Raw genomic sequence first — 20678 nt, 5'->3', positions numbered from 1 at the left:
GGGGGGGGGGGGTCTGCAGTTTTGGCTGGGTCCCCCCCCCCCCCCCCCCAAAAAAAACACCCCCCCCCCCCCCCCCCCCCCCCCCCCCCCCCCCCCCCCCGGCACCACCTGCACCCGGCGCTCTGCACCCGGCACCCGGCACGGCACCCGCACCCCGAACGGCACCCGGCACCCGGATACGGCACCCCGCACCCGGCCCCGCACCCGCTACAGGCCGGTCCCCGATCCCTCCGAATCCCCCGGCCCGAACGCACTCAACCGCGCCGCCAGATCCCCGAACGTCCCGTCCACCGGCTCCTGGTCGACGATCCGCCGCACCAGCGCCGCGGCCTCCTCGTCGTACGCCGCGCTCACCGCGAGCAGCGCCATGAAGCTGTGCACCAGCTGCAACTCCAGCTCGGTGCGGGGAATGTGCCGCCCGTCCAGCCAGGTGAGCGCCGTCGTCTCGGACATCCCGATCCAGGACCGGACGGCGAGGGCGATCCGCGGGCCCGGGTCGGTGATCCCCAGGTGGAACAGCATGTGGTCGTACGCTGCCTGCCGCACCTTGTCGATCAGCGCGTTCGCCCGCTCCGAGCCGACGGACGTGCCGCCGCGCAGCAGCGCCTCGAACCCCGGCGCGTGTTCGTCGACGAAGTCGAAGAAGCGGGACATCACCCGCAGCAGCCGCGCCCCGAGCGGGCCTTCCTGCGGCTCGGCGAAGCGCCGGGTCAGTTCGCCGGCGGCCCGTCGGACCACCTCGTCGTACAGGCTGTTCTTGCCCGGGAAGTAGTGGTAGACGAGGGGGCGGGATATGCCCGCGGCCGACGCGATCTGGTCGATGGACACCTCCCCCGGAGGGCGTTGGCTGAACAGTTCCTGTGCCACGGCGATCAGCTGCTCCCGCCGCTCCTCTACGCCCATCCTGCGGCGCACCCCAGTCGTCATATGAACACCATAACGGGGGAGCGGAAGTTGCCGTTCAGAGCATTGGCGCAGGCAGAGGACGCGTTCCGGGACGAGCCGACGCTTTCGCGGCACCGCCCCGAACCGGGCGCCCCGCGACGGAAAACCTCACCGCAACGCGACCGAAATCCTCAGCGCCCCGCGCCCGAAGCCCTCAGCGCAACGCCGCCAGCCGACCGCCGTCCGCCAGCCGCGCGTCGAGATCCGCCCGGGCTCCCGGGCCGGCGGGCAGGGCCAGCACACGCCCCTCCGCGCTGCCGCGCACGCCCCCGGACGCCGTGATGGACGCGACGCCGCGGCTGCCCGCGGCCAGCACGAACCACCGGCCCGTGCCCGACTTCCACACCACACCCGCCAGCACCCGCGGCGCCCGCGGACCACAGGCCCGGGAGTCCGCCGCGCGGGCGGCCACCGCCCCCGGCGTGCCCACCCGCGCGACCGGCGGCTGGAACTGGGCGAGCACCCTGCTGCCCGCGCCCCGCCAGGTCTCCGCCCGGGTGCACACCCAGGCGGCGCTGCCGCCGCCGGCGGGCAGTGTCTGGGTGGCGAACTGCCAGGAGTTGACCGTGCGCACCCCCAGCGAACGCATCGCCGGAAGGTGGCAGGCCGTCCGGGCCCAGCTCACCCGTGCCCGGTCGCCCGCCGCCTCCCCGGGCGGCCCGGCGGGGTCGCCGTACGTCAGCCGGGCCGGGGCCAGCTCGCCGAGGTCCGTCACCAGGTGCGGTGCCCGGCCGCCACCCGCCGCGGCCGCGTCGCGGAACTCCAGGGCCGGCCAGCTCCGGCAGGCCGCCGCGGGGGCCGGGCTCGGCATCGGCTCGGTCACCCCGTCCGCGGTGCGGTGCAGCGGGCGCCCCTCCGCGCCCGGCCGCAGCAGGTCCAGCAGTCGCGCGCCGGACACCCAGGGGGCGGTCAGGTAGCGCACATTGCCGTCGATGCGGTTCACCACGAGCGCCGAGGCGGTGGCGGTGTCCGCCCCGTCCGTCCGGGCGAAGTCCAGCGCCGCCCCGCCGCGGTCCGCGCCCCTGCCCTCCGCGTACCGCACCACCCGGAGTCCGTCGTACAGCAGCACCACCGTCGCCCGGTCCACATCGCCCGCGTACAGCAACTGCGCCGGTCCCGACGGCGGCCCCGACGCGGTGCCGACGGTGGCCGACACCTGCACCGCGCGTCCCGGCCGCGCCCAGACGGCGAGGGCGCGCCGCAGCAGCTCCCGGTCGTCGGCACGGTCGCCCCGGGCGGGCCAGGCGGCGAAGCCGGCGCCGTCCGAGGTGCGCCAGCCGGCGGGGGCGGCCCGGGTCAGCGCGGCCGGGTCCAGGGCGCGTTCGGAGGAGGCGTTCCGGGCGTACGGCGGTGCGGCGGCCCCGTCCGGACCCCAGCCCTCGCCGGGCAGCCCGAGGAGCGTGCCGCACACGACGGCCGCAGCAGCCGCCGCCGCGGCGGCCCGCAGGTGCTGGCGGCGGCGCACCAGGTCGGTAGGGCGGGCATGGAGCGAGCAGGCGTCGAACTCCGGTGACTCCAGGAGCAGTTCGTCCCGGCTGCCGCTGGGCGCGGTGACACCGTCCGCCGCGAGCAGCGCGGCATGCGGGTCGCGGACCCCGGCCGCCGCCAGCAGCCGCCGCACCTCCCGGTCGGGCAGCCGTTCCAGCCCGCGCAGCACGTACCCGGCACGGGCGGGCGCGGGCACCCGGGACAGGGCCTGGTCCAGCGCGAGTTCATCGGCCCCGCCCGAACGCGGGAACAGCCGCAGCCCCCACACCTGCGGAAAGAGCGGGGGGAGCGGGGAGCGCAGCGGCCGCTGCCAGGAGCGGCGGGGACGCCCGGCGGCGAGCGCGGCCCGCAGCACCCGCAGCCGCACATAGGCGTAACCGGCGGCCCGCGCCTCGGTGGCGTCTGCGGACTCCGCGGCCTCGTCCGCGCGCTGGGCCGGGAGGTCGTACGGGGTACCGGCGGCGCGGCGCCGGGGGAGCGCCCGCTGGACGACGGCGTGCGCGGTGAGGACCCGGCGGCTGCGGCCGAGCGCGGGCGAGAGCACGAGATAGGCGATCCGCACCAGTCGCGGATAGTGCTCGACGAGCGCCGCCTCGGCCAGTTCGGTGCCGACGGGCTCGATCGGCGCGGGCGGGGGACGGTGAGCGGTGGTCGCATCCCGGGAAGTCACGTTCAACAGAACGAGCGAATCGTGGGATGGTCACCTGACCCGGACCGCCCCCCTCGGCCGGCCCGCCACCGCACCGCCCGCGCCACCGCACCGCCCGCGCCCCCGCACCGCCCGCCACCGCGCCGCCGACCGCACCGTCCTCGCCCCGACGCCACCGCCCCGCGCAGCACTGCCCCATACGGCGCCGCACTCCACCGCGCCGCGCCGCACCACAACATCCGCACCACACCACCCGCCCCCACACCACCCCGCACCGGACCGTCGGCCCCGTCCCCGGAGCCGACGGCCCGGCAGCACCCCCTGCCGGGCCGTCGGAAACGGATCAGCGGGCGCCGCGGCCCGTCAGCGCACCTGCCAGCCGCTGAACTCCGCCGTGCCCCGGGCGTCGCCCCCACCGTTCGAGGCCGTCATGAACAGCCCCGCGTCCTGGGTGGCCGAGGCGCCCGGCACGGTGACCGTCGCGACCGTGCGCCAGGTCGCGCCGTCGTCCGTGGAACACGCCCCGGTGTACGCCCCCGAGGCCGCCCGCGTCAGCCGCAGCAGCACCGGGGCGCGCACGCCGCTGAGGCGCTGGTACGCGTCGATGGTGCCGTCGCCGTTGGTGTCGTGGCTCAGGACCACGCCGTTGCCCGGGGTGACCGACAGATTGAGGAAACCGGGGGACCCGGCCGTCGCCAGCTTGTTGCGGACGATGATCCCGGCCCGCGCCCAGGGGCCCGTCACCGTCTGGCTGTCCACCCGCACCGTGACCGACCGCCCCGCCGTCAGCACGCCCTCGCGGTAGGCGGCGCCGAACTCGGACGTGGCCTTCCACAGGTCCGCGCCCGCCCCGTTGACGCCGATCCGGTCCGCCAGCTGCCCGAAGACGGCGCCGTTGGTGCTCACCGTCCGCCACGGCCCGTCGAGCGAGCTGCCCACGAAGAGCGTGCCGGGGTGCCGGGTACGCACCCGGTCCTCGCCCTGCGGCCCGTAGTCGGTGCTCAGGTCGTAGGGGAGCGGCTTCAGCGGGTGCTCGAGCGGTCCGGCGGGGGCGGTCACCCGCCAGCGGACCGTGCCGCTGCCGCCCGGCGCCACCCGTGGCAGCGAGACCGGACCCTGCGCCTGGGCGTCCACGCCGGTCAGGGCGAAGTCGACCCGGCCGGTCGGCGCCAGACCGCTGACGTTCCGGAACGTCGCCGTCACCAGCGCGCTGCCGCCCGGCGGCAGCGTCGGCGGCTCGGCGGTCACCGTCACACCGCCCTGGTACGGGGCGGTGGCCAGGGCCGCGTGCACCCGCCGGGCCGTCCGGTACGCGTCGTTCACCGGCCGCAGCGGGTACGAGCGGCGCTCCCGGGTCCAGGGCTCCTCGATCGCGTACCAGTCGAACGGCTTGGGCTCCCGCCCCTCCGCCAGCGCGTCCTCCAGCTCGTCGAGGAACGCCTGCCACTGCGGCAGATGGAAGTCCCCGATGAGGCCGTGCCAGTCCCGGTTGGCGTAGTTGGCGAGCTTCCCGCCGTCGGCCGTCACCCGGTCCGCCCAGGTGGTGACCAGCACCCGGGCCGAGCGCTCCAGCCGCGCCGCCTCGTCCGTGCCGGACGCCATCCGGCGGGCGTCGTCCAGCCAGGGGCCGAGGAGGAAGAGGCGGTGGGCGCCGGTGATGTCCTCGCTCAGCCGCATCAGCTTCAGCCAGAGCCGGGACAGCGCCCGGACGGTGTCCCGGTCCTTCCGCTCGAAGGCGGTGCGCAGCTGGGGCAGCAGATGCCAGGAGCGGTTCGCCAGCGCCTGCCGGGCGGCGTCCGTCAGGTCGTAGCGGTAGGCGTCGGAGCCGCGCAGCCCATCCCGTACCCCCAGCAGCGCGGCGAACGCGGTGTCGAACCCGGCCGTGTCGAACGCCGGGGTGTGGGTGGCGTAGTTCGTGCCGGACCGGGCGGTGAGGCTGGGCCGGGCGGCGAAGATGCTGTCGTGCGGACGGCCGTCCCGGCTGCTGATCTCGTACGCGGTGCCGCGCAGCGCCGCGAACGCCGCCCGTGCCTGCCGGTCCCGCCCGCCGTACCGCAGATCCGCGTACGCCTCGAACCACGCGGTCCGGTCCACCGCCTCGCGGCGCCACGCCAGCTCGCTGAAGAGTTCGAGCGCCGCCGGGTCGCGCTCCACCGCCTCCGGCATGTACGCGGTGCCGACCAGCTTGCTGCCCGGCTTGTCGCGCCACGCGGTGAAGCGCTCCGCCCACATGTGGGTCTTGGCGCCGATCGTGGTGCGGCCGCCGAAGTTGGGAATGGTGCCGAACGCGTACGGCGTGCCGCCCCAGTCCTTCTCCCGGTCGGTCACGGTCTCCAGGTCGGAGAGGCCGTCGACGACGAGCATCCGGTCCTTGTCCAGGGCGTCCAGCAGATCCCGGCGCGGGTTGTCCTGCCAGCCCAGAATCACCCAGGTGGCTCCCGGCCGGGCGGTCTGCAGGGCCTTGTCCACGGCCCGCGCCGCCTCGGGCACGGGCACGTCCCCGGCGCTGCCGCCCTCGTGCAGCAGGTCCATCTTGAAGTGGGCGGCGGGCCCGAACAGCTCCCGCTGATGCCGGTAGAAGGAGGCCGCCACCTCGCGGAACGCGCCCGTCCGCGGGTCCAGCCAGTCCGGGCGCTTCAGCCCCGCCCAGACGCCCTGCGGCACGGTACGGGCACCCGGATTGCGCTGCTCGAAGCCGTCCGGGACGGTCCCGAAGTAGCCGGGGAGGACCGGCGCCATGCCCAGCTCGCGCAGCCGCTCGCAGATCCTGCGGCCCAGGTCGGCGCGGCGCGCCAGCAGCTCGGTACTGACCGGCCCGCCGTAGCCGCTCATGTTCTGCAGCAGCCACCACGGCTGGTGGGACGGGGCGGGCAGCCAGGCGCGCGCCTCCGCGTCGGAGTAGCCGAAATCCTGGAGCAGCCGGTGGTAGACGGCCTCCTGACCGGGGGTCACCAGGATCTCGTTGAGGCCGTGCAGCGCCATGACGTCGATCAGCCGTTCCCAGCGCGCCCAGTCCGCGTACGGCCCGGTGTAGCCGTCGTGGGTGTCGTTGAGCGCGAAGCGGTGCGCCACGGTCGCCGACCGCTCCAGCGCGCGGCCCGGCGCGGGCAGCCGGCGCGGCAGCCCGGTCCGGCTGCCGGCCCAGGAGATGTGCGCCCCGCAGACGTACTTGAGGTACCAGTGGACGCCGGTCAGCAGGACCGCCGGACCGGTGCCCGACACCTCGATCCGGCCGGTGGAGCCGGTGACCCGGAAGCGCTCCGGACCGGTGAGGGCCGTCAGCCGGAACTGCTCGGCATGGTCGGGCAGCAGCCGCCGCAGCGCCGCGCGGGCGGGTGCGGTGGGGTCTGCGGAAACCTTTTCCCGGGGTTCTACCGCGGCCCCGGTGGCTCCGGGCCCTGCGGCGATCGCGGGCGTTCCGCTGCCGAGCGCCGTGGCCCCGAGGGCTCCGGCGGTCCCCAGCAGCGTCCGTCTGGCCACGTTTCGGCTGTTCAGGTCAGTCACGTGCGCTCCCCACGAGGCGGGTGGTGCTGCGACAGGTATGAGTGGGGTGCACGTTAATGACCGGAATATGGACGAGCAATGGGACGCGCGATTGAGACGATCACCGATCGTTCCCGTATGCGGAAGTGCCGACGTGCGTCTACTCAGAGGAGGGCATCCATGCGTGTTCGAGGCAGGGGCCGGTCGGGCGCGGTTCTCGCGTCCGCCGTGGTGACCGGAGCGCTGCTGCTCACGGCCGGGTGCGGCAGCGGGGAACAGAAGGAGAAGACGCCGAAGACGGCGACCGGAACCGTGGAGCAGCTCGCGAAGAAGGTCACCTGCAAGCCCGACATGCAGATCGACGCCAAGGAGCTGCGGCAGGGGCTGTGCAAGTCGAAGAAGGCGCGTTATGTCCTCACCACGTTCGCCACGAACAAGGGCCAGATGGACTGGCTGGGTGAGGCACAGAACTACGGCGGGTCCTATCTCGTGGGCCCGAAGTGGGTCGCGGTGGGCGAGCCGAAGACACTCGGCAAGCTGCGCGGCAAGCTCGGCGGCGAGGTGGAGACCGCGCCTTCGCACGGAGGTTCGCACGGGGGTTCGCACGGGGGAGGATCCCATGAGGGCGATTCCCACGAGGGCGGTTCGCACCACGGTTCCGGGGAGGACGGCTCGCACGACTCCCACAAGGCCTCGGAGCACAGCGGCCACCAGGCGTCCTCGCACCACATGGACATGGGCTCGTAGACGGGCCCCGGTCGGCCCTGCTGTTCCGGCTCGGCTCCCCCTCGGGGCGGGCCCCGGCCGGCGGCGGGAGGCCGGCTCGCGTCCCCGTGCACAGAACCGCGGCCGGTGACACCGGAAGGACATCCGGTGTCACCGGCCGCGGCGGTGACCGGTGAGCACGCGGCCGGCACGGAGGCCGGCCGCGGGCCCGCTGGCTGCTCGGCTACTGGCACTCCTCGCCGTTGTTGATGCAGCTGACCATCTTATTCATCAGGTTGTCCGAGAAGACATTGATGAAGTCGCCGTGGTCGGTGATCGGCTTGTGCAACTGCTCCGGGAAGGAGTCGACCGCGAAGCCGGGGCCGGGCGGCACGTCGTAGACGATGCGCTGCTTCAGCTGCGGAATGGCCTTGAAGCCGTTGTCGCAGGAGCCGTCCTCCTTGGCGAACGCCACATGCGTACGGTGGTTGGCGCTGTCGATGTTCTGACCGTCCCAGCAGCTCTGGAAGGCGAAGGAACGGACGACCTTGCTGCCCTCGGGGCAGATCGGGTACTTGTCCTTCAGCTGACGGTCCTCGAACCCGGTGCAGCTCCACGACGCGTTCGCGTTGGCGTCACCGTTGGTGAAGGCCTTGGCGTCACCGGTGATGATGCGCAGGAACTTCGGCATCGCGACGACATCGCTGCTGGGGTTGCCCACGAACTCGTTCGTCACCTCCACCGGCGTCTGGATCTGGCCGATGTTGCCGTCCTGGCCGCCACCCGCGGCATTGGCGTCCTGCTCGTTCTGACCGTTCTGCAGTCGGATGACCGGCCAGTAGTAGGTGGACTGGTCCTCCTGGTTCTTGCACGTGGTCTGACCGTTGGCCAGGTCGTCGTCGCTGGCGAAGGCGTCGTTGGCCTGGTTGCCGATGTAGTCGTGCATGTGGTGCGCGCCGTTGCTCACACCGGGGGCGGCGATCACGTTGTCCGAGTTGCGGAGCGCGTTCTCGTTGACCCCGCAGTCGGAGGTGAACTTGCCGGTGCCGTTGCCCTGGTTCGGATCCTGGGCATTCGGCTGGACCTGGGTGATGTCCTGGAAGTCGTCGGGCGAGGGGCCGCCGCCCTGCTGGCCGCCCTGCTGACCGCCTTGCTCCTGGCCGCCCTGTTGCTGGTCCTGACCGGCCTGCTGGCCGTCCTGCTGCTCGCCGTCGAGGGTCTGGCCGTCCCCTCCTGCTGCGTCATTGCCCTTGAGCTGACAATCGGCCAGATCCGTCAGGCCCGCGGGGCTCTGTCCCCAGCGGTCGAGGGAGGAGTTGATTTCCTTGATCGACGCTTCGCGCTTGGCCTCCAGTGGATCGAGGATGGAGCTCTGCATGGCGTCGGCGTCCATGGACCCCTTCGCCCGCGCGCTCACCATCTTCTGGTACGCGTCGCCGATCTGGCTGTCCAGCTGTGCGAGGTTCCGGTCGACCTCCGCCCGTGCCTTGCTCGGCACTTCGGGAATCTGGTCGACCACCTCCGGGCAGGCGATCGTCGAAGCGTTCTGTGCGGAGATCTGCTCCGTGGAGCCACCGTCATCGCTCTGTCCGGCGTTGGCGGTGACGTTGACGGCGACGAGACCTCCGCCTCCCAGCAGGAGGGCGGCCGCCGCGGCGATCGCCCTGCCCACGAGCGGGGAGCGTTTGTGCGAATTCTGTTTCATGGAACCCCTCTTGCGTCTTTCCGGGAGATGGGGGGACTCCCGGTCGGAGAAGCTCCGTTTCATACGGCGGGGGCCGTCGCCGTGTTCACACACGCATCAGATTCTTCGGAATCGGCTTCCGGGGCGGTGGGCAGAGCCGAACAATCCCGGGCAGGGCGGGAACCGGCGTCGATCCGGGTGAGGAAAGGTGATATCCGGACATCACGCCGCGTCCGACGGGCCGGTGCGGGGAGAGGCAGACATTTCGTACTGGCGCGCTGCCCGCCACGACGGGATGGCAGCATGTGCGCACCATGACAGATGCCCGGTCGCTCTCACGTCACGTACGGGCCGCGGTGTTCGCGGCCGTATGCGTGGTGCTCGCCGCGGCCGGACACGTCATGGCATCGGGCCGCCAACTCCCCGCACACGCACTGCTGTCCGCGTTCGCGGTGACGGCGGCCGCCGCCTGGCTCGCCGCCGGCCGCCGACGGGGCATCCTGGCCATCGGAACCGGCCTGCTGACCACTCAGGCGGCGCTCCACCTGCTCTTCTCGGGCGGGCACCGGGCCCTGCGGCCCGACGCGGCCCGCGAGATGGCCGGCATGGCGGCCACATCCACCGCCGACGGCATGCGGCACGCGGCCGGGACCACCGGCACGGCACACACCGCCGACGGCGGCGACTCCGGCGTCATGCTCACCGCGCACGTGGTGGCCGCGGTCTGCTGCGCCCTGTGGCTGTGGCGTGGCGAGACGGCCTTCTTCCGACTGTTGGGCGCGCTGAGCGCGCTCGCCTTCAGCCCGCTGCGGCTGCTCCTCGCCGCCGTCCTGCGGCCCGCCCTGCCGCGCCCGGCCCGGCCGGCGCCCTGTCCGGAGGAGCCGGGACGGGAGCGGCGGCTGCTGCTCGCCCATGTCCTCTCGCGGCGGGGTCCGCCGTACGGCACGGTGCACCGCCATGTCACCCCCACCGGTGTGAACCTTCCGGGGTTCCGTTCCGTACTCGGTAGCTGACGTCAGCACATCAGGCACTCCGGCGTCTCGGTTCGGCCTCCCGGTGTTCCGGCATTCCGCCGGGTCCCGTGTCCCGTCTTCCGGTCCGTGCGCCGGGCCCCGTCCGTCAGGACCGGGTTCCGGTGTCCCGCTCCGGGGAACCCGGCATCCGTGAGGCCCGGTCCTGCGAGGTCCGGTCCCGTGAGGCCCGGTCCTGCGAGGTCCGGTCCCGTGAGGCCCGGTCCTGCGAGGTCCGGTCCCGTGAGGCCCGGTCCTGTGAGGCCGGTCCCGTGAAGTCCTGTCAGGGCTCGGGGCGTATGCCGGGCGCGGTTCCGCGGATTCCGTCCGCGGACGGAATCCGCCGGTGGGTGCTTTTCACCACGGCCGTCGGCCGCTGGTGCGGCTGCTGTGTCCTGCCGCCCATCGCACGACGGTCTCCACCCCGCCGCGTACCGGTCCACCCGTGCGCGGAGCCGAGACCGAAGGACCCCATGTCCGTTGACGACCCCGTAGCGGGTACCGAGAACACCCCCTCCGCGCCGCCCGGCCCGGAGAAGACCTCTGGCCCGGAGAAGACCACCGACGCCGAGAAGACCGCAGGTTCGGAGAAGGCCACCGGGCCGGAGACGAGCACGGCCCCGGAGACGAGCACGGCCCCGGAGAAGAGCACGGCCCCGGAGAAGACCACCGGCTCGGAGACGAGCACCGGCTCGGAGACGAGCACGGCTCCGGAGGCCGAACCGGGCGACGCCGGATCACAGGGTCCCTCCTCGGAGGACACCGGCCGGGAGGCCGGCGTCGAGCAGGCAGCCGGCACCACCCCGTCCGCGGACCGGGGCGGCGACGACCCGTCCACCGCCCCCTCCGACGACCCGCCCACCGACCCGTCCGCCGACGCGGGCGACGACGGCCGCCGGAGCGGCTGGGCCGCCCTGCGCCCGCTCGTCCTGCGCATGCACTTCTACGCCGGCGTCCTGATAGCCCCGTTCCTGCTGGTCGCGGCCGTCACCGGGCTGCTCTACGCCGCCTCGTACCAGATCGAGAAGGTCGTCTACGCCCACGAGCTGACCGCGCCCGTCGGCGACCACACCGTCCCCCTCTCCCGCCAGGTGGACGCGGCCCTGCGGGCCCACCCCGACGGCAGCCTCACCGCCGTCTGGCCCTCCACCGAGGACGGCGCCACCACCCGGGTCCTGCTGAGCGACCCGAGCGTGGACGAGGGCAAGTCCCTGGCCGTCTTCGTCGACCCGTACACCGCCGAGGTCCGCGGTTCGCTGGAGAGCTACGGCGGGTCGGGCGCGCTGCCGTTCCGCACCTGGGTCTCCGAGTTCCACGCCAACCTGAAGCTCGGCGAACCGGGCCGCCTCTACAGCGAACTCGCCGCCAGCTGGCTCTGGGTGGTCGCCCTCGGCGGCCTGCTGCTGTGGATCAAGCGCCGCCGCACCGTCCGCGGCGCCCGCGGTCTGCTGCTGCCCGAGCGCGGTGCGACCGGACGCCGCCGCACCCTCTCCCGGCACGGCGCGGTGGGCCTGTGGGCGGTGCTCGGCCTGGTCTTCCTCTCGGCGACCGGTCTGACCTGGTCGACCTACGCGGGGGAGAACATCGACGTGCTCCGCACCCAGGTGCACGGCGCGACCCCGGAGATCTCCGCCGAGGTCGGTGGCGGCCACAGCGGCGGCCAGGGCCACGGTGACCACACGGGTCACCACGGCGGCGCCGGCCACGGCGCCCACACCGGCCAGGACGTCGGCCTCGACCGGGTGCTGGCGACCGCCCTCGACCGGAAGCTCACCGGCCCGATCGAGATCGCCGCCCCCACCGAGCCGGGCACGGCGTACCTCGTCAAGCAGACCGACAAGGAGTGGCCGGTGCACCTGGACGCGGTGGCCGTGGACCCGGCCACCGGCGAGGTCACCGACGAACTGAGCTTCTCCGACTACCCGTTGCTCGCCAAGCTCACCCGCTGGGGCATCGACGCCCACCAGGGGCTGTTCCTCGGGCTGATCAACCAGATCGCGCTGATCGCGCTCGCCGGAGCGCTGATCCTGCTGATCGTCTGGGGCTACGTCATGTGGTGGCGGCGCCGGCCCGCCCAGAGCACGGGCCTCACCTTCGGCAGGCCGATGCCGCGCGGCGCCTGGCGGCGGGTGCCGTTGCCGGTGCTGCTGCCGCTGGCGGGCGCAACGCTGGTGATCGTCTGGCTGGTTCCGCTGCTCGGGCTGAGCCTGTTGGCGTTCCTCGTCGTGGATGCCGCGCTGGGAGCCGTCGCCCGCCGTCGCGCCGGCTCCGCCCGAGCGCATTCCTGACGCAGTGAGCCCCTCCGGGTCCCCGGTACGCCGTTCGCGTACCGGGGACCCGCGCGGTTCGGGGCCGTCCGAGCCGCGCAGGAACGAAGCCGATGACCTGCCGACCGGCGAACTGCCCGGCGGAGTCGGGCTACCGCCCCGGCGGCGTGTACTTGTAGCCCACGCGCCGCACCGTCACGATCGACTGCCGGTGCACGCCCAGCTTGCGGCGCAGCCGGGCGATGTGGACGTCCACGGTCCGGCCGTCACCCACGTGCCCGTACCCCCACACCGTGGTGACGAGCTGGTCGCGGCTGTGCACCCGGTGCGGGTGGGCGACGAGGTGGGCGAGCAGTTCGAACTCGAGGTAGGTCAGGTCGAGCGGCCGGCCGTCGACGGTCGCGATGCGCCGGTCGGCGTCGATCCGCACCGGCCCGGTCTCCGGTGCCGCCTCCGGCGCGGGGCCGGCCTCCGGCACCGGTCCGGCTCCCCGCACCGACGCCTGGGCCGGGTACGACGGGTCCGCCGACGGGACGGGAACGACGCCCGCGGCAGGGGCGTCCGCCGGCACCAGGACCAGGTAGCCGACCATCGGGGGCTGGCCCGGCAGGGTCGGGAGCGTGTGCTGCGGCGCGGGCAGCCAGGTGGTGCCGGGCGGCAGGAAGTCGGCGAGTTGCACCACTTCGTCCCGGTCGACGGCGCGGAGCCGGTGCCGGCCCAGCGGAGCGGACGGGGGGACGGGAGCGGCGGGCAGCGAACGGGTGTTGGTCATGGAAGCTCAGCTCTTTCGCGCGGAGAAGTCGTCGAGGGACGTACGGCGCGCGGGCCGGTGGCCGACCGGAACGGTCGGCGGCTGACTGCGACGGGACGGCGTCAGCGCTGGGAAGGGGCCTGCGCGGGAGTCGCGCGGCAACACACACGGTCGAAGTCGTGGTGCTGCCGTGAAGGCCAGAACGGCTCGAGGTCGTGGCGACCCGGTGCGGTGTTCTGGAAGCTGGCCATGACCCCATTGAAGCAGAACCGGCGTCGCCCGCGCTCTCCCCGACCAGGAGTTGATACGGAATGCGACGCACGTCTCCGGCCGATTCCTTTCGGCGGAACGGCGACCGGGGGTGACCGGGCGGGACGGCGGCCCGGTCACCCCGGGCCTCACTCCCGGACGAGGCAGAACGGATGGCCGGCCGGATCGGTGTATACGCGCCAACCCGGCTCGTCCTGAACGCAGTCCGAGCCGGCCTCGGAAACCGAGCCGGAACCGGCCGCGGAACCGGTCGTGGAAACGACGTCGGCACCGGCCCCGGAACCGTCCCCGGCACCGGCCGCGGAAACGACGTCGGCACCGGCCCCGGAAACAGTGTCGGCGTCCGGCTCGGAACCGGACCCCGTGACCGCCGGGTCGAGCCGAGTGGCCCCCAGGGCGAGCACCCGCGCCTCGGCCGCGTCGAGGTCGCTCACCCCGACGTCGAGGTGGAACTGCTGCGGATGCGCCGGGTCCGGCCAGCGCGGTGGCCGGTGGTCCGCCGCCCGCTGGAAGGCGAGGACGGGGCCGCCCGGAGTGTGCAGGGTCGACCACTCCTCGTCGAGCGACCAGCGGCGGTCGGGGCGGTCGACCTCACCACCGAGGACCGCGGCGTAGAAGCGGGCGAGGGCCCGCGGGTCGGGACAGTCCAGCACCACACACTGCAGATTGCCGATCATGGGGCCATTCTGCTGCCTGACCGGGGCCCGGCCCAGTCACTTGATGATGGCGTTGGCGATCGCGATGAGCAGGCCCACCGCGGCATCGGCGAGCCCGATGAGGATCGCCCCGCCCTGCTTGTAGCCCATGCGCAGCGCGGCGAACATGCCCAGCCCGAACAGCAGCACCGTGTTCACGCCGAGCCCCGCCGCCGTGGCCGGTTCCTCGGACCAGTGGGCCAGCTCGGCCACGCACAGCAGGAGCACCGTCGGAATGGCCGCGGTCACGAGCGGCCACTCGCCCAGCAGCGTCCGGAGGAGCATCAGCCAGCGGTGCCCCGCCGTGCCGGGGCGATAGGTCGACATGTGGCGTGCGTAGCCGTGCGCGAGAGCCGACGAGATGGCCGTGACCAGCACCCACAGGGCGTCGTAGACCGGGGTGTAACTGGCGCCCTCGGCCTGGAGCGCGGAGAGCAGGGCGCTGGCCAGCACCAGCCCGTACACCCCGCCGAAGAGGCTGTCGGAGGTCTCGACGTGGTACTCGGCGGGCGCGGGCGGCGATGGCTGCTCGGACACGGGGGCGCTCCTCCCGGAGGAACGGGACGCGGCGATGGCGGCCCCACGCTACGGCAGTTGATCACCCGGTTTCGCCCTTCCTGGGGCGTTTCGTCCTTCAGGGTCGCCGGGTCGCAGGCCCACTGCCGAGAGGCGTGTGCGGGTGCTGCGCCGCAGGCCGCTCCGCTGGGCGGCCTGCGCGGCATCTCGTCCCGGTGGCCCGCAGGGGGGGAGCAGGCCTGGGAGGTCCTGAGAGGCCCTGTGGGCCTCGGGCGGCTTGGGCGGCGTGGATCGGGCCGCGAACTCAGCCGGTATTGCCAAGCGTCCCGGTGTCGCCAGGTGTTCCGGTCCCGCGGGGTGCGTGATTCCCGTGAGGTGTGCTGTTCCCGACCGCGTCGGCGGGGGACTCGCCACTGGCGGCGGGAGGGGCGGGGACGTCGCTGCCGTCCTCGTAGGAGAAGGGCTCGATGGACCAGGGCTGGTCCGGCCCGTCCCGATAGGCCGCGTAGCCGGGCGGAAGCGTGGCGGTCTCCGCGAGCGAGGGATCCGCCTCGGCGAGATGGACGAGGCAGTGGACGATGCACGCGCCCGGCAGATTGGGGTCGTTCACGCCGTCCCCGACCAGCCAGTCGCCGTCCGTGTCATGCACCACGGTCAGCGCCGGAAGGTCTCCTTCGGCCACGGTTCGCTGGACCACGGCCCCCAGGTCCCGGGGGAAGCGTCCCTCGGGAAAGGGAAAGGCGACGGTACGGAAGAGTTCATGTTCTTCATGCCTCACGCGCGCAGTGTGTCACTTGAGGCCCGGTTCGTCTGCAGTTCCCGAATCATGAACCCCATAGATCTCACCAGCCCCACCAGTCCCACCGAACCGGGACATCCGGGGGCAGGGCGTAGCACGGGAGACACAGACCGCGCACGCACCGCCCGGCACACTGCTGCGGGTCCCGCCCCACGGCCGGAGAAGGGGCGCGGGTGCACCGATACCGGGTCCGTGCCCGGTGCGGACCCGGACGCGCGCAGGCCGGCCGGTCACGGGCCCGGACACGTCAGGCAGCCCACCCCCGTGCACACCGGCAGGTCACGGTCCCGGACCGGGGCAGCCGACCACGGGCCGGGCCGGCTCAGGTCCGCTCAGCTCAGGTGAGTCAGCCCAGGCCAACCCAACCCAACCCAGGTCAGGTCAGCCGACGGTCTCGGTCCGCAGCCACGCGAGGTACTCATCGCTCCCCGCCGTGATGGGGGTGACGATGACCTCGGGGGTGTCGTAGGTGTGGACGCGCTTGATGTGCGCCTCGAGCTCCGGGTAGCGGGCGGCGGTGGTCTTGTAGAGCACCCGCCACTCGGCGTCCGCCTCGATCTTCCCCTGCCACTGGTAGACGCTCGTGACGGGCCCGTCGATCTGAGCGCACGCCGCAAGCCGCTGCTCCACCGCGCTCGCGGCGAGCCGCTGGGCGCGGTCCTCGCTGTCGGTCGTGGTCAGCACGGCCAGGAACTCGGCATCGGCCACGGTGTCCCGCTCCCTTCGGTCATCGGCGCCGCCGACCGTACCGCACGAGAAGGGCACCGTCCCCGTCCCGAATGAGCCGCCGAAGGATGCCCGACCGAAGTAAGTCCGCCCAGGGATGCCCGATCGGGCAGCGGTTCACGCTCCTCCCGCGCCCTCCGCCAGCAGGACCTGGTCCGCGGACTCCAACCCGTCCACCGCGGCGCGGACTTCGGCATGACGGTCCCGGAGCCGGGCCAACGTCTCCTCCGACAGGTCCGCGTCCGGCGACAACCGGTCCCACCACATGGCGCACTCGTCCAGCAGACCGAGCCGTGGCAGCTCCAACTCCACTCCCCGAAGGCCCTCGTGCAGCCGGCGCAGGGACCTGCCTGTCTCGGCAGGATCCAGCACGGCGGCGGGATCCGGCCGCTCCAGAGCCACAAAGGTGAGGGCCAGCCCGTCGTACAGGTGCGGCCCGGGCGGCAGACAGGACACCGTGACCGCGCCTCGCCCACCGAGGTGCCGCACAACGGCGACCTCCCGAGCGAGCCACTCGGCCGCGCCGTCGCGGAGGTCCCCCATGACTCCGGCGACCCGTCGCAGTCGCCGGATTGCGCAGTGTCCAGCAGGTTCGGCCGGACTGAGCTCGATACTTCCGTTCCTGCGTGATGTGGCCCGGCCCCTGCCTAGACTCCCGGCACATCTGACCCACAGCGGACGGGGGACGCGTGGACCATCTCCTCACAGTCACCGGACAGTCGGCCGCGCCGGCGACGCCGACGACCCTGGCCACCGAGAGCCTGTACGAGCGGAAGCACCTGCAGGAATGGGTGATCGCCAACCCGGAGATCCTGGGTGACTCCGTGCTGGTCGTCACGGCGGAGTACGACCGCTGGGCCGACACCGACGGGGTTCCGGCGCGTGACCGGCTGGACGTGCTGGGCCTGGACACCACCGGGCAGCTCGTGGTCGCGGAACTCAAACGCGGTATGGCGGACCGGGACGTTCATCTCCAGGCGATCACCTATGCCGCATTGGTGTCCCGGTTCAGCCTCGACACGCTGGCCGAGGCGCACTGTGACTTCCTGGCCGGAAGGGGCGAGCCCCTCGGCCTGGACGACTGCCGGAAACGCCTGCTCGATCACGTGGGTGGTGAGTTGTCGCCCGAGGTCCTGCGACGTCCCCGCCAGGTGATCATCGCCGGGTCCTTCCCCAAGCAGGTGACGCACACGGTGGTGTGGCTGTCGGAGATGAACCTCGACATCGACCTCGTCGAGGTGAACCTGTGGAAAGTGGAGGAACGACTCGTCGCCGGCTTCACCAAGGTCTATCCGACCCCGGAGGCGGAGGAGTTCACTCTCGCCCCGGCCCGGATCGAATCCGGCGCCGTCGCCCAGACCTTGCAGGAGCGCTCACAGTCCAGGAACGCGGTCCACAAGCTGTTCGCAGCCAAGCTGCTGCCGGACGGGGCCCAGCTCCGTCTGGTCCCCCGGCACGGTGCCCCGGATTACATCCAGGAGAGGATCCGCGAGTGGGCGGCCGAGGAGGCCGGCCGATCCACCGCCACCTGGACCAACGATGTGACCAAGCCTCTGACCTGGGGCGCCGACGGCTTGCAGTACACCCCGACCGGCCTGGCCGATCACCTCTTCCAGGCGGTGGAGGGACGAAAGGTCAGCGGCATCCAGGGCACCACTTGGTGGGACGTGGACACCGGCCACGTCCCCGAGGGAGTGGACCCGGACGAATGGTCGGCACTGGCCGGCCTGAGCCTGGCAAACCTGGCCGGGCAGGTCGGCAGCACGGGGCGGGACTGGACGAGCCTCCACGCTCTGTTGCACGCCCTGCCGCGGACGCGGTGGACCACCTACGGAGACGTGGCCACCGTCATCGGAAGCCACGCCGTGCCGGTGGGCTCCCACCTGGCCAACTGCGGCGACTGCCCCAACCCGTGGCGCGTCCTCAACGCAAAGGGCAAGGTCAGCACCGGATTCCGGTGGTCGGACCCCGGCCGCACCGACTCGGCGGCCGAGATGCTGGCAGCGGACGGCGTCCCCATGAAGGCAGGCACCGCAGCCCCGTCCGCGCGCCTGTCCGTCCCGGAGCTCCGGAGCCTGCTCGACGGCTGAGGACATGGCCCGGCTGCACGCGGCGGGCGCACAAACGACCGTCGGCCGTGTCTCCCCACGCGAGCGGGGGAGACACGGCCGACGGCCCATCAGCGGCCCAGGAGCGGAAGTCCGCCCTGAACCGCGGCGTTCTCAGATGTCGAAGTACATCTCGAACTCGTGCGGGTGCGGACGCAGCTGGATCGGGGCGATCTCGTTCGTCCGCTTGTAGTCGATCCAGGTCTCGATGAGGTCGCTGGTGAAGACGCCGCCGGCCTGCAGGTACTCGTTGTCCGCCTCCAGGGCGTCGAGCACCGCGGGGAGCGAGGTCGGGACCTGCGGGACGCTTGCGTGCTCCTCGGGGGCGAGCTCGTAGAGGTCCTTGTCGATCGGCTCGGCCGGCTCGATCTTGTTCTTGACGCCGTCCAGGCCGGCCAGCAGCAGCGCCGAGAAGGCGAGGTACGGGTTGCTGGACGGGTCCGGGGCGCGGAACTCGACGCGCTTGGCCTTCGGGTTCGAGCCGGTGATCGGGATACGCATCGCGGCGGAACGGTTCCGCTGCGAGTACACCATGTTCACCGGGGCCTCGAAGCCCGGCACCAGGCGGTGGTACGAGTTCACCGTCGGGTTGGTGAAGGCCAGCAGCGACGGGGCGTGCTTGAGGATGCCGCCGATGTAGTAGCGGGCGGTGTCCGAGAGGCCCGCGTAGCCCGCCTCGTCGTAGAACAGCGGGGAGCCGTTGGACCACAGGGACTGGTGGACGTGCATGCCCGAGCCGTTGTCGCCGAAGATCGGCTTCGGCATGAAGGTCGCGGTCTTGCCGTTGCGCCAGGCGACGTTCTTCACGATGTACTTGAAGAGCATCAGGTCGTCGGCCGCGGCGAGCAGCGTGTTGAACTTGTAGTTGATCTCGGCCTGGCCGGCGGTGCCGACCTCGTGGTGCTGGCGCTCGACCTTCAGGCCGGCCGCGTCCAGCTCCAGGGAGATCTCGGCACGCAGGTCGGCGAAGTGGTCGACCGGCGGGGCCGGGAAGTAGCCGCCCTTGTAGCGGACCTTGTAGCCGCGGTTGTTCTCGACGGCACCGGTGTTCCAGGCGCCGGCCTCGGAGTCGATGTGGTAGAACGACTCGTTCGCGCTGGTGTTGAACCGCACGCTGTCGAAGACGTAGAACTCGGCCTCGGGCCCGAAGAACGCGGTGTCGGCGATGCCGGTGGAGGCCAGGTAGGCCTCGGCCTTCTTCGCGATGTTCCGCGGGTCACGGCTGTACTGCTCGCCGGTGATCGGGTCGTGGATGAAGAAGTTGATGTTGAGCGTCTTGTCCTTGCGGAACGGGTCGACACGGGCGGTCGACAGGTCCGCGCGGAGAGCCATGTCGGACTCGTGGATGGCCTGGAAGCCACGGATCGACGAGCCGTCGAAGGCCAGCTCCTCGTCCGCGTCGAACGCCTCCGCCGGAACGGTGAAGTGCTGCATCACACCGGGCAGGTCGCAGAATCGGACGTCAACGAATTTGACGTCCTCGTCCGCGATGAACTTCTTCGCGTCGTCGGCGTTCTGGAACATCCAACTCCTCCTAGCCCGCCGCCAGGGGGCGGGATTGCTGCTCGGGGCGTGGCCAGTGCGGTGGCACGCTGGCCCCGACCATAGGATTCCGGGATTTCCCGAGCATGACCCAATTGTTTCGCTGAGGTTAACCGCCGGGCGTCACTGTCCGCCTCCGCAGATGAGGCGGGCATACGCCCGTCACACCCTATGAAACACCTCTTCGGAAGTTGTACGGCGCAGCCCCGCGCAACGGTCCGGGAAGGCCGCTCAGCAGCCGTGGAGCCGGCCGGACGCCTGTGACCAGCGCGGACCCGCACCGGGGTGCCCGGGGGCCGGGCTCCCGCCCCCGGTCGGCCGGGGCTGGAGGCGGCTGTACGGGGGCCTGGCCGTCGGGGAATGTATGCGGTCCCAGTACCTTGGTCGGGTGGACAATAGGCAAGCAATCGGATCGTGGCTCTCCGGTCCCCGCGCCGCAGCCGAGGAGATGGGGGTCGATTTCGGCCACCGCGGTGAGCGCCTCGGACTGCCGGAGAACGGACCGGGCTCGATCGCTCCCCTCGGGCGGCGCTTCGGAGCCCTCTTCATCGACTGGGCGCTGTGCGTACTGATCGGTTACGGACTGCTGGCCCGGGGCGACCTCTCGGCCGCGAACAACTGGGCCCTGCTGGTCTTCGTGGTGCTGAGCGTGCTCACGGTCGGCACGGTGGGTTACACGCCCGGCAAGCGGCTGCTGGGGATCCGCGTCATCGCCGTGGACGGCACGCGCCTGTCCCTGCCGTACGCCGTGCTCCGCTCGGCCCTGCTCGCCCTGCTGGTCCCGGCCCTGATCTGGGACCGCGACGGCCGGGGGCTGCACGACCGGCTGGCGCGGGCCGTCCAGGTCCGGATCTGAGGCACCGGACCGGGAGCGGGCGGCCCTCCGGCGTCGCCCACCCGGGGCCCACCCGGGCCCGGCACCTCCGGCCGCGGCCGGTCCTGAACCCGCAGGCGCGTCGACTGCGAGCCCGTATGCGAGGCCGAGTGTGAGCCCGCAGGCGAGCCGACCGCGACCCCGCCTGCGAGCCCGCCCCGCCCCT

Annotated in this window: 16 protein-coding genes; 5 read left to right on the top strand and 11 right to left on the bottom strand. The window is 72.6% G+C overall.

All coding sequences use genetic code 11. The features are described 5' to 3' along the window. Nucleotides 1–207: 207 nt before the first annotated feature. From ACFYYR_RS00395 to ACFYYR_RS00385, 3 genes are all read right to left on the bottom strand, one after another. The gene (locus ACFYYR_RS00395; RefSeq protein WP_388845034.1) at nt 208–927 is read right to left on the bottom strand and encodes a TetR/AcrR family transcriptional regulator; all 720 of its coding nucleotides are present in this window, start codon (nt 925–927) and stop codon (nt 208–210) included. Between the two features lie 172 nt (nt 928–1099). Next, nucleotides 1100–3103, bottom strand: coding sequence for a hypothetical protein (locus tag ACFYYR_RS00390; protein WP_388846387.1), 2004 nt, complete (start codon nt 3101–3103; stop codon nt 1100–1102). Nucleotides 3104–3445: 342 nt separating this feature from the next. Continuing rightward, entirely contained in the window at nt 3446–6586 is a 3141-nt protein-coding gene (locus ACFYYR_RS00385; protein ID WP_388845031.1) for an alpha-N-acetylglucosaminidase TIM-barrel domain-containing protein, read from the bottom strand. A 159-nt stretch (nt 6587–6745) separates the two neighbouring features. On the opposite strand from ACFYYR_RS00385, the gene ACFYYR_RS00380 reads away from it, so the two are divergent. Beyond that, entirely contained in the window at nt 6746–7312 is a 567-nt protein-coding gene (locus ACFYYR_RS00380; RefSeq protein WP_388845028.1) for a hypothetical protein, read from the top strand. A 202-nt stretch (nt 7313–7514) separates the two neighbouring features. On the opposite strand, the gene ACFYYR_RS00375 is transcribed toward ACFYYR_RS00380, so the two are convergent. Beyond that, on the bottom strand, nt 7515–8975 hold the full coding sequence (locus tag ACFYYR_RS00375; protein WP_388845025.1) for a DUF1996 domain-containing protein: 1461 nt from the start codon (nt 8973–8975) through the stop codon (nt 7515–7517). Nucleotides 8976–9268: 293 nt separating this feature from the next. Between ACFYYR_RS00375 and ACFYYR_RS00370 the strand changes: the two genes are divergently transcribed. Both ACFYYR_RS00370 and ACFYYR_RS00365 read left to right on the top strand, forming a co-directional pair. Then, nucleotides 9269–9967 carry a hypothetical protein gene (locus tag ACFYYR_RS00370; protein ID WP_388845022.1) on the top strand — a complete coding sequence of 233 codons (699 nt, stop codon included), beginning with the start codon at nt 9269–9271 and terminating at the stop codon, nt 9965–9967. Nucleotides 9968–10437: 470 nt separating this feature from the next. Further along, the gene (locus ACFYYR_RS00365) at nt 10438–12252 is read left to right on the top strand and encodes a PepSY domain-containing protein (protein WP_388845020.1); all 1815 of its coding nucleotides are present in this window, start codon (nt 10438–10440) and stop codon (nt 12250–12252) included. Between the two features lie 130 nt (nt 12253–12382). Here ACFYYR_RS00365 and ACFYYR_RS00360 read toward each other — a convergent pair whose 3' ends face one another. The 6 genes from ACFYYR_RS00360 to ACFYYR_RS00335 all read right to left on the bottom strand — a co-directional run bounded on the left by ACFYYR_RS00360 (nt 12383) and on the right by ACFYYR_RS00335 (nt 16531). Then, nucleotides 12383–13003: a winged helix-turn-helix domain-containing protein gene (locus tag ACFYYR_RS00360; protein WP_388845017.1), complete on the bottom strand. Its 621-nt coding sequence runs from the start codon at nt 13001–13003 to the stop codon at nt 12383–12385. A 377-nt stretch (nt 13004–13380) separates the two neighbouring features. Continuing rightward, nucleotides 13381–13929 carry a VOC family protein gene (locus ACFYYR_RS00355; RefSeq protein WP_388845014.1) on the bottom strand — a complete coding sequence of 183 codons (549 nt, stop codon included), beginning with the start codon at nt 13927–13929 and terminating at the stop codon, nt 13381–13383. A gap of 36 nt (nt 13930–13965) precedes the next feature. After that, the gene (locus tag ACFYYR_RS00350; RefSeq protein ID WP_388845011.1) at nt 13966–14484 is read right to left on the bottom strand and encodes a hypothetical protein; all 519 of its coding nucleotides are present in this window, start codon (nt 14482–14484) and stop codon (nt 13966–13968) included. 283 nt (nt 14485–14767) lie between these two features. Continuing rightward, nucleotides 14768–15241, bottom strand: coding sequence for a hypothetical protein (locus ACFYYR_RS00345; RefSeq protein ID WP_388845008.1), 474 nt, complete (start codon nt 15239–15241; stop codon nt 14768–14770). A 402-nt stretch (nt 15242–15643) separates the two neighbouring features. Continuing rightward, the gene (cutA, locus tag ACFYYR_RS00340) at nt 15644–15970 is read right to left on the bottom strand and encodes a divalent-cation tolerance protein CutA (RefSeq protein ID WP_388845004.1); all 327 of its coding nucleotides are present in this window, start codon (nt 15968–15970) and stop codon (nt 15644–15646) included. 135 nt (nt 15971–16105) lie between these two features. Next, nucleotides 16106–16531 carry a hypothetical protein gene (locus tag ACFYYR_RS00335; protein WP_388845001.1) on the bottom strand — a complete coding sequence of 142 codons (426 nt, stop codon included), beginning with the start codon at nt 16529–16531 and terminating at the stop codon, nt 16106–16108. Between the two features lie 146 nt (nt 16532–16677). Between ACFYYR_RS00335 and ACFYYR_RS00330 the strand changes: the two genes are divergently transcribed. Further along, nucleotides 16678–18078: a DNA-binding protein gene (locus ACFYYR_RS00330; protein ID WP_388844998.1), complete on the top strand. Its 1401-nt coding sequence runs from the start codon at nt 16678–16680 to the stop codon at nt 18076–18078. A gap of 132 nt (nt 18079–18210) precedes the next feature. Here ACFYYR_RS00330 and glnA read toward each other — a convergent pair whose 3' ends face one another. After that, complete coding sequence (gene glnA / locus ACFYYR_RS00325; protein WP_388844995.1) at nt 18211–19620, bottom strand: type I glutamate--ammonia ligase; 1410 nt, start codon at nt 19618–19620, stop codon at nt 18211–18213. A 406-nt stretch (nt 19621–20026) separates the two neighbouring features. Between glnA and ACFYYR_RS00320 the strand changes: the two genes are divergently transcribed. Then, on the top strand, nt 20027–20494 hold the full coding sequence (locus ACFYYR_RS00320; protein ID WP_388844992.1) for an RDD family protein: 468 nt from the start codon (nt 20027–20029) through the stop codon (nt 20492–20494). Nucleotides 20495–20678: the final 184 nt, after the last annotated feature.

Source organism: Streptomyces sp. NPDC001922, assembly GCF_042891165.1.
GTDB lineage: Bacteria > Actinomycetota > Actinomycetes > Streptomycetales > Streptomycetaceae > Streptomyces.
Note: the sequence above shows the minus strand (reverse complement) of the source record. Positions and strands in the feature narration are given on the sequence as shown.

What these genes read in the sequence shown, in the direction of transcription:
- ACFYYR_RS00365 (WP_388845020.1), top strand. Translation starts at nt 10,438, where the DNA reads ATGTCCGTTGACGACCCCGTAGCGGGTACCGAGAACACCCCCTCCGCG.
- glnA (WP_388844995.1), bottom strand. Translation starts at nt 19,620, where the DNA reads ATGTTCCAGAACGCCGACGACGCGAAGAAGTTCATCGCGGACGAGGAC.
- ACFYYR_RS00360 (WP_388845017.1), bottom strand. Translation starts at nt 13,003, where the DNA reads ATGACCAACACCCGTTCGCTGCCCGCCGCTCCCGTCCCCCCGTCCGCT.
- ACFYYR_RS00370 (WP_388845022.1), top strand. Translation starts at nt 9,269, where the DNA reads ATGACAGATGCCCGGTCGCTCTCACGTCACGTACGGGCCGCGGTGTTC.
- ACFYYR_RS00380 (WP_388845028.1), top strand. Translation starts at nt 6,746, where the DNA reads ATGCGTGTTCGAGGCAGGGGCCGGTCGGGCGCGGTTCTCGCGTCCGCC.
- ACFYYR_RS00355 (WP_388845014.1), bottom strand. Translation starts at nt 13,929, where the DNA reads ATGATCGGCAATCTGCAGTGTGTGGTGCTGGACTGTCCCGACCCGCGG.
- ACFYYR_RS00375 (WP_388845025.1), bottom strand. Translation starts at nt 8,975, where the DNA reads ATGAAACAGAATTCGCACAAACGCTCCCCGCTCGTGGGCAGGGCGATC.
- ACFYYR_RS00335 (WP_388845001.1), bottom strand. Translation starts at nt 16,531, where the DNA reads ATGGGGGACCTCCGCGACGGCGCGGCCGAGTGGCTCGCTCGGGAGGTC.
- ACFYYR_RS00395 (WP_388845034.1), bottom strand. Translation starts at nt 927, where the DNA reads ATGACGACTGGGGTGCGCCGCAGGATGGGCGTAGAGGAGCGGCGGGAG.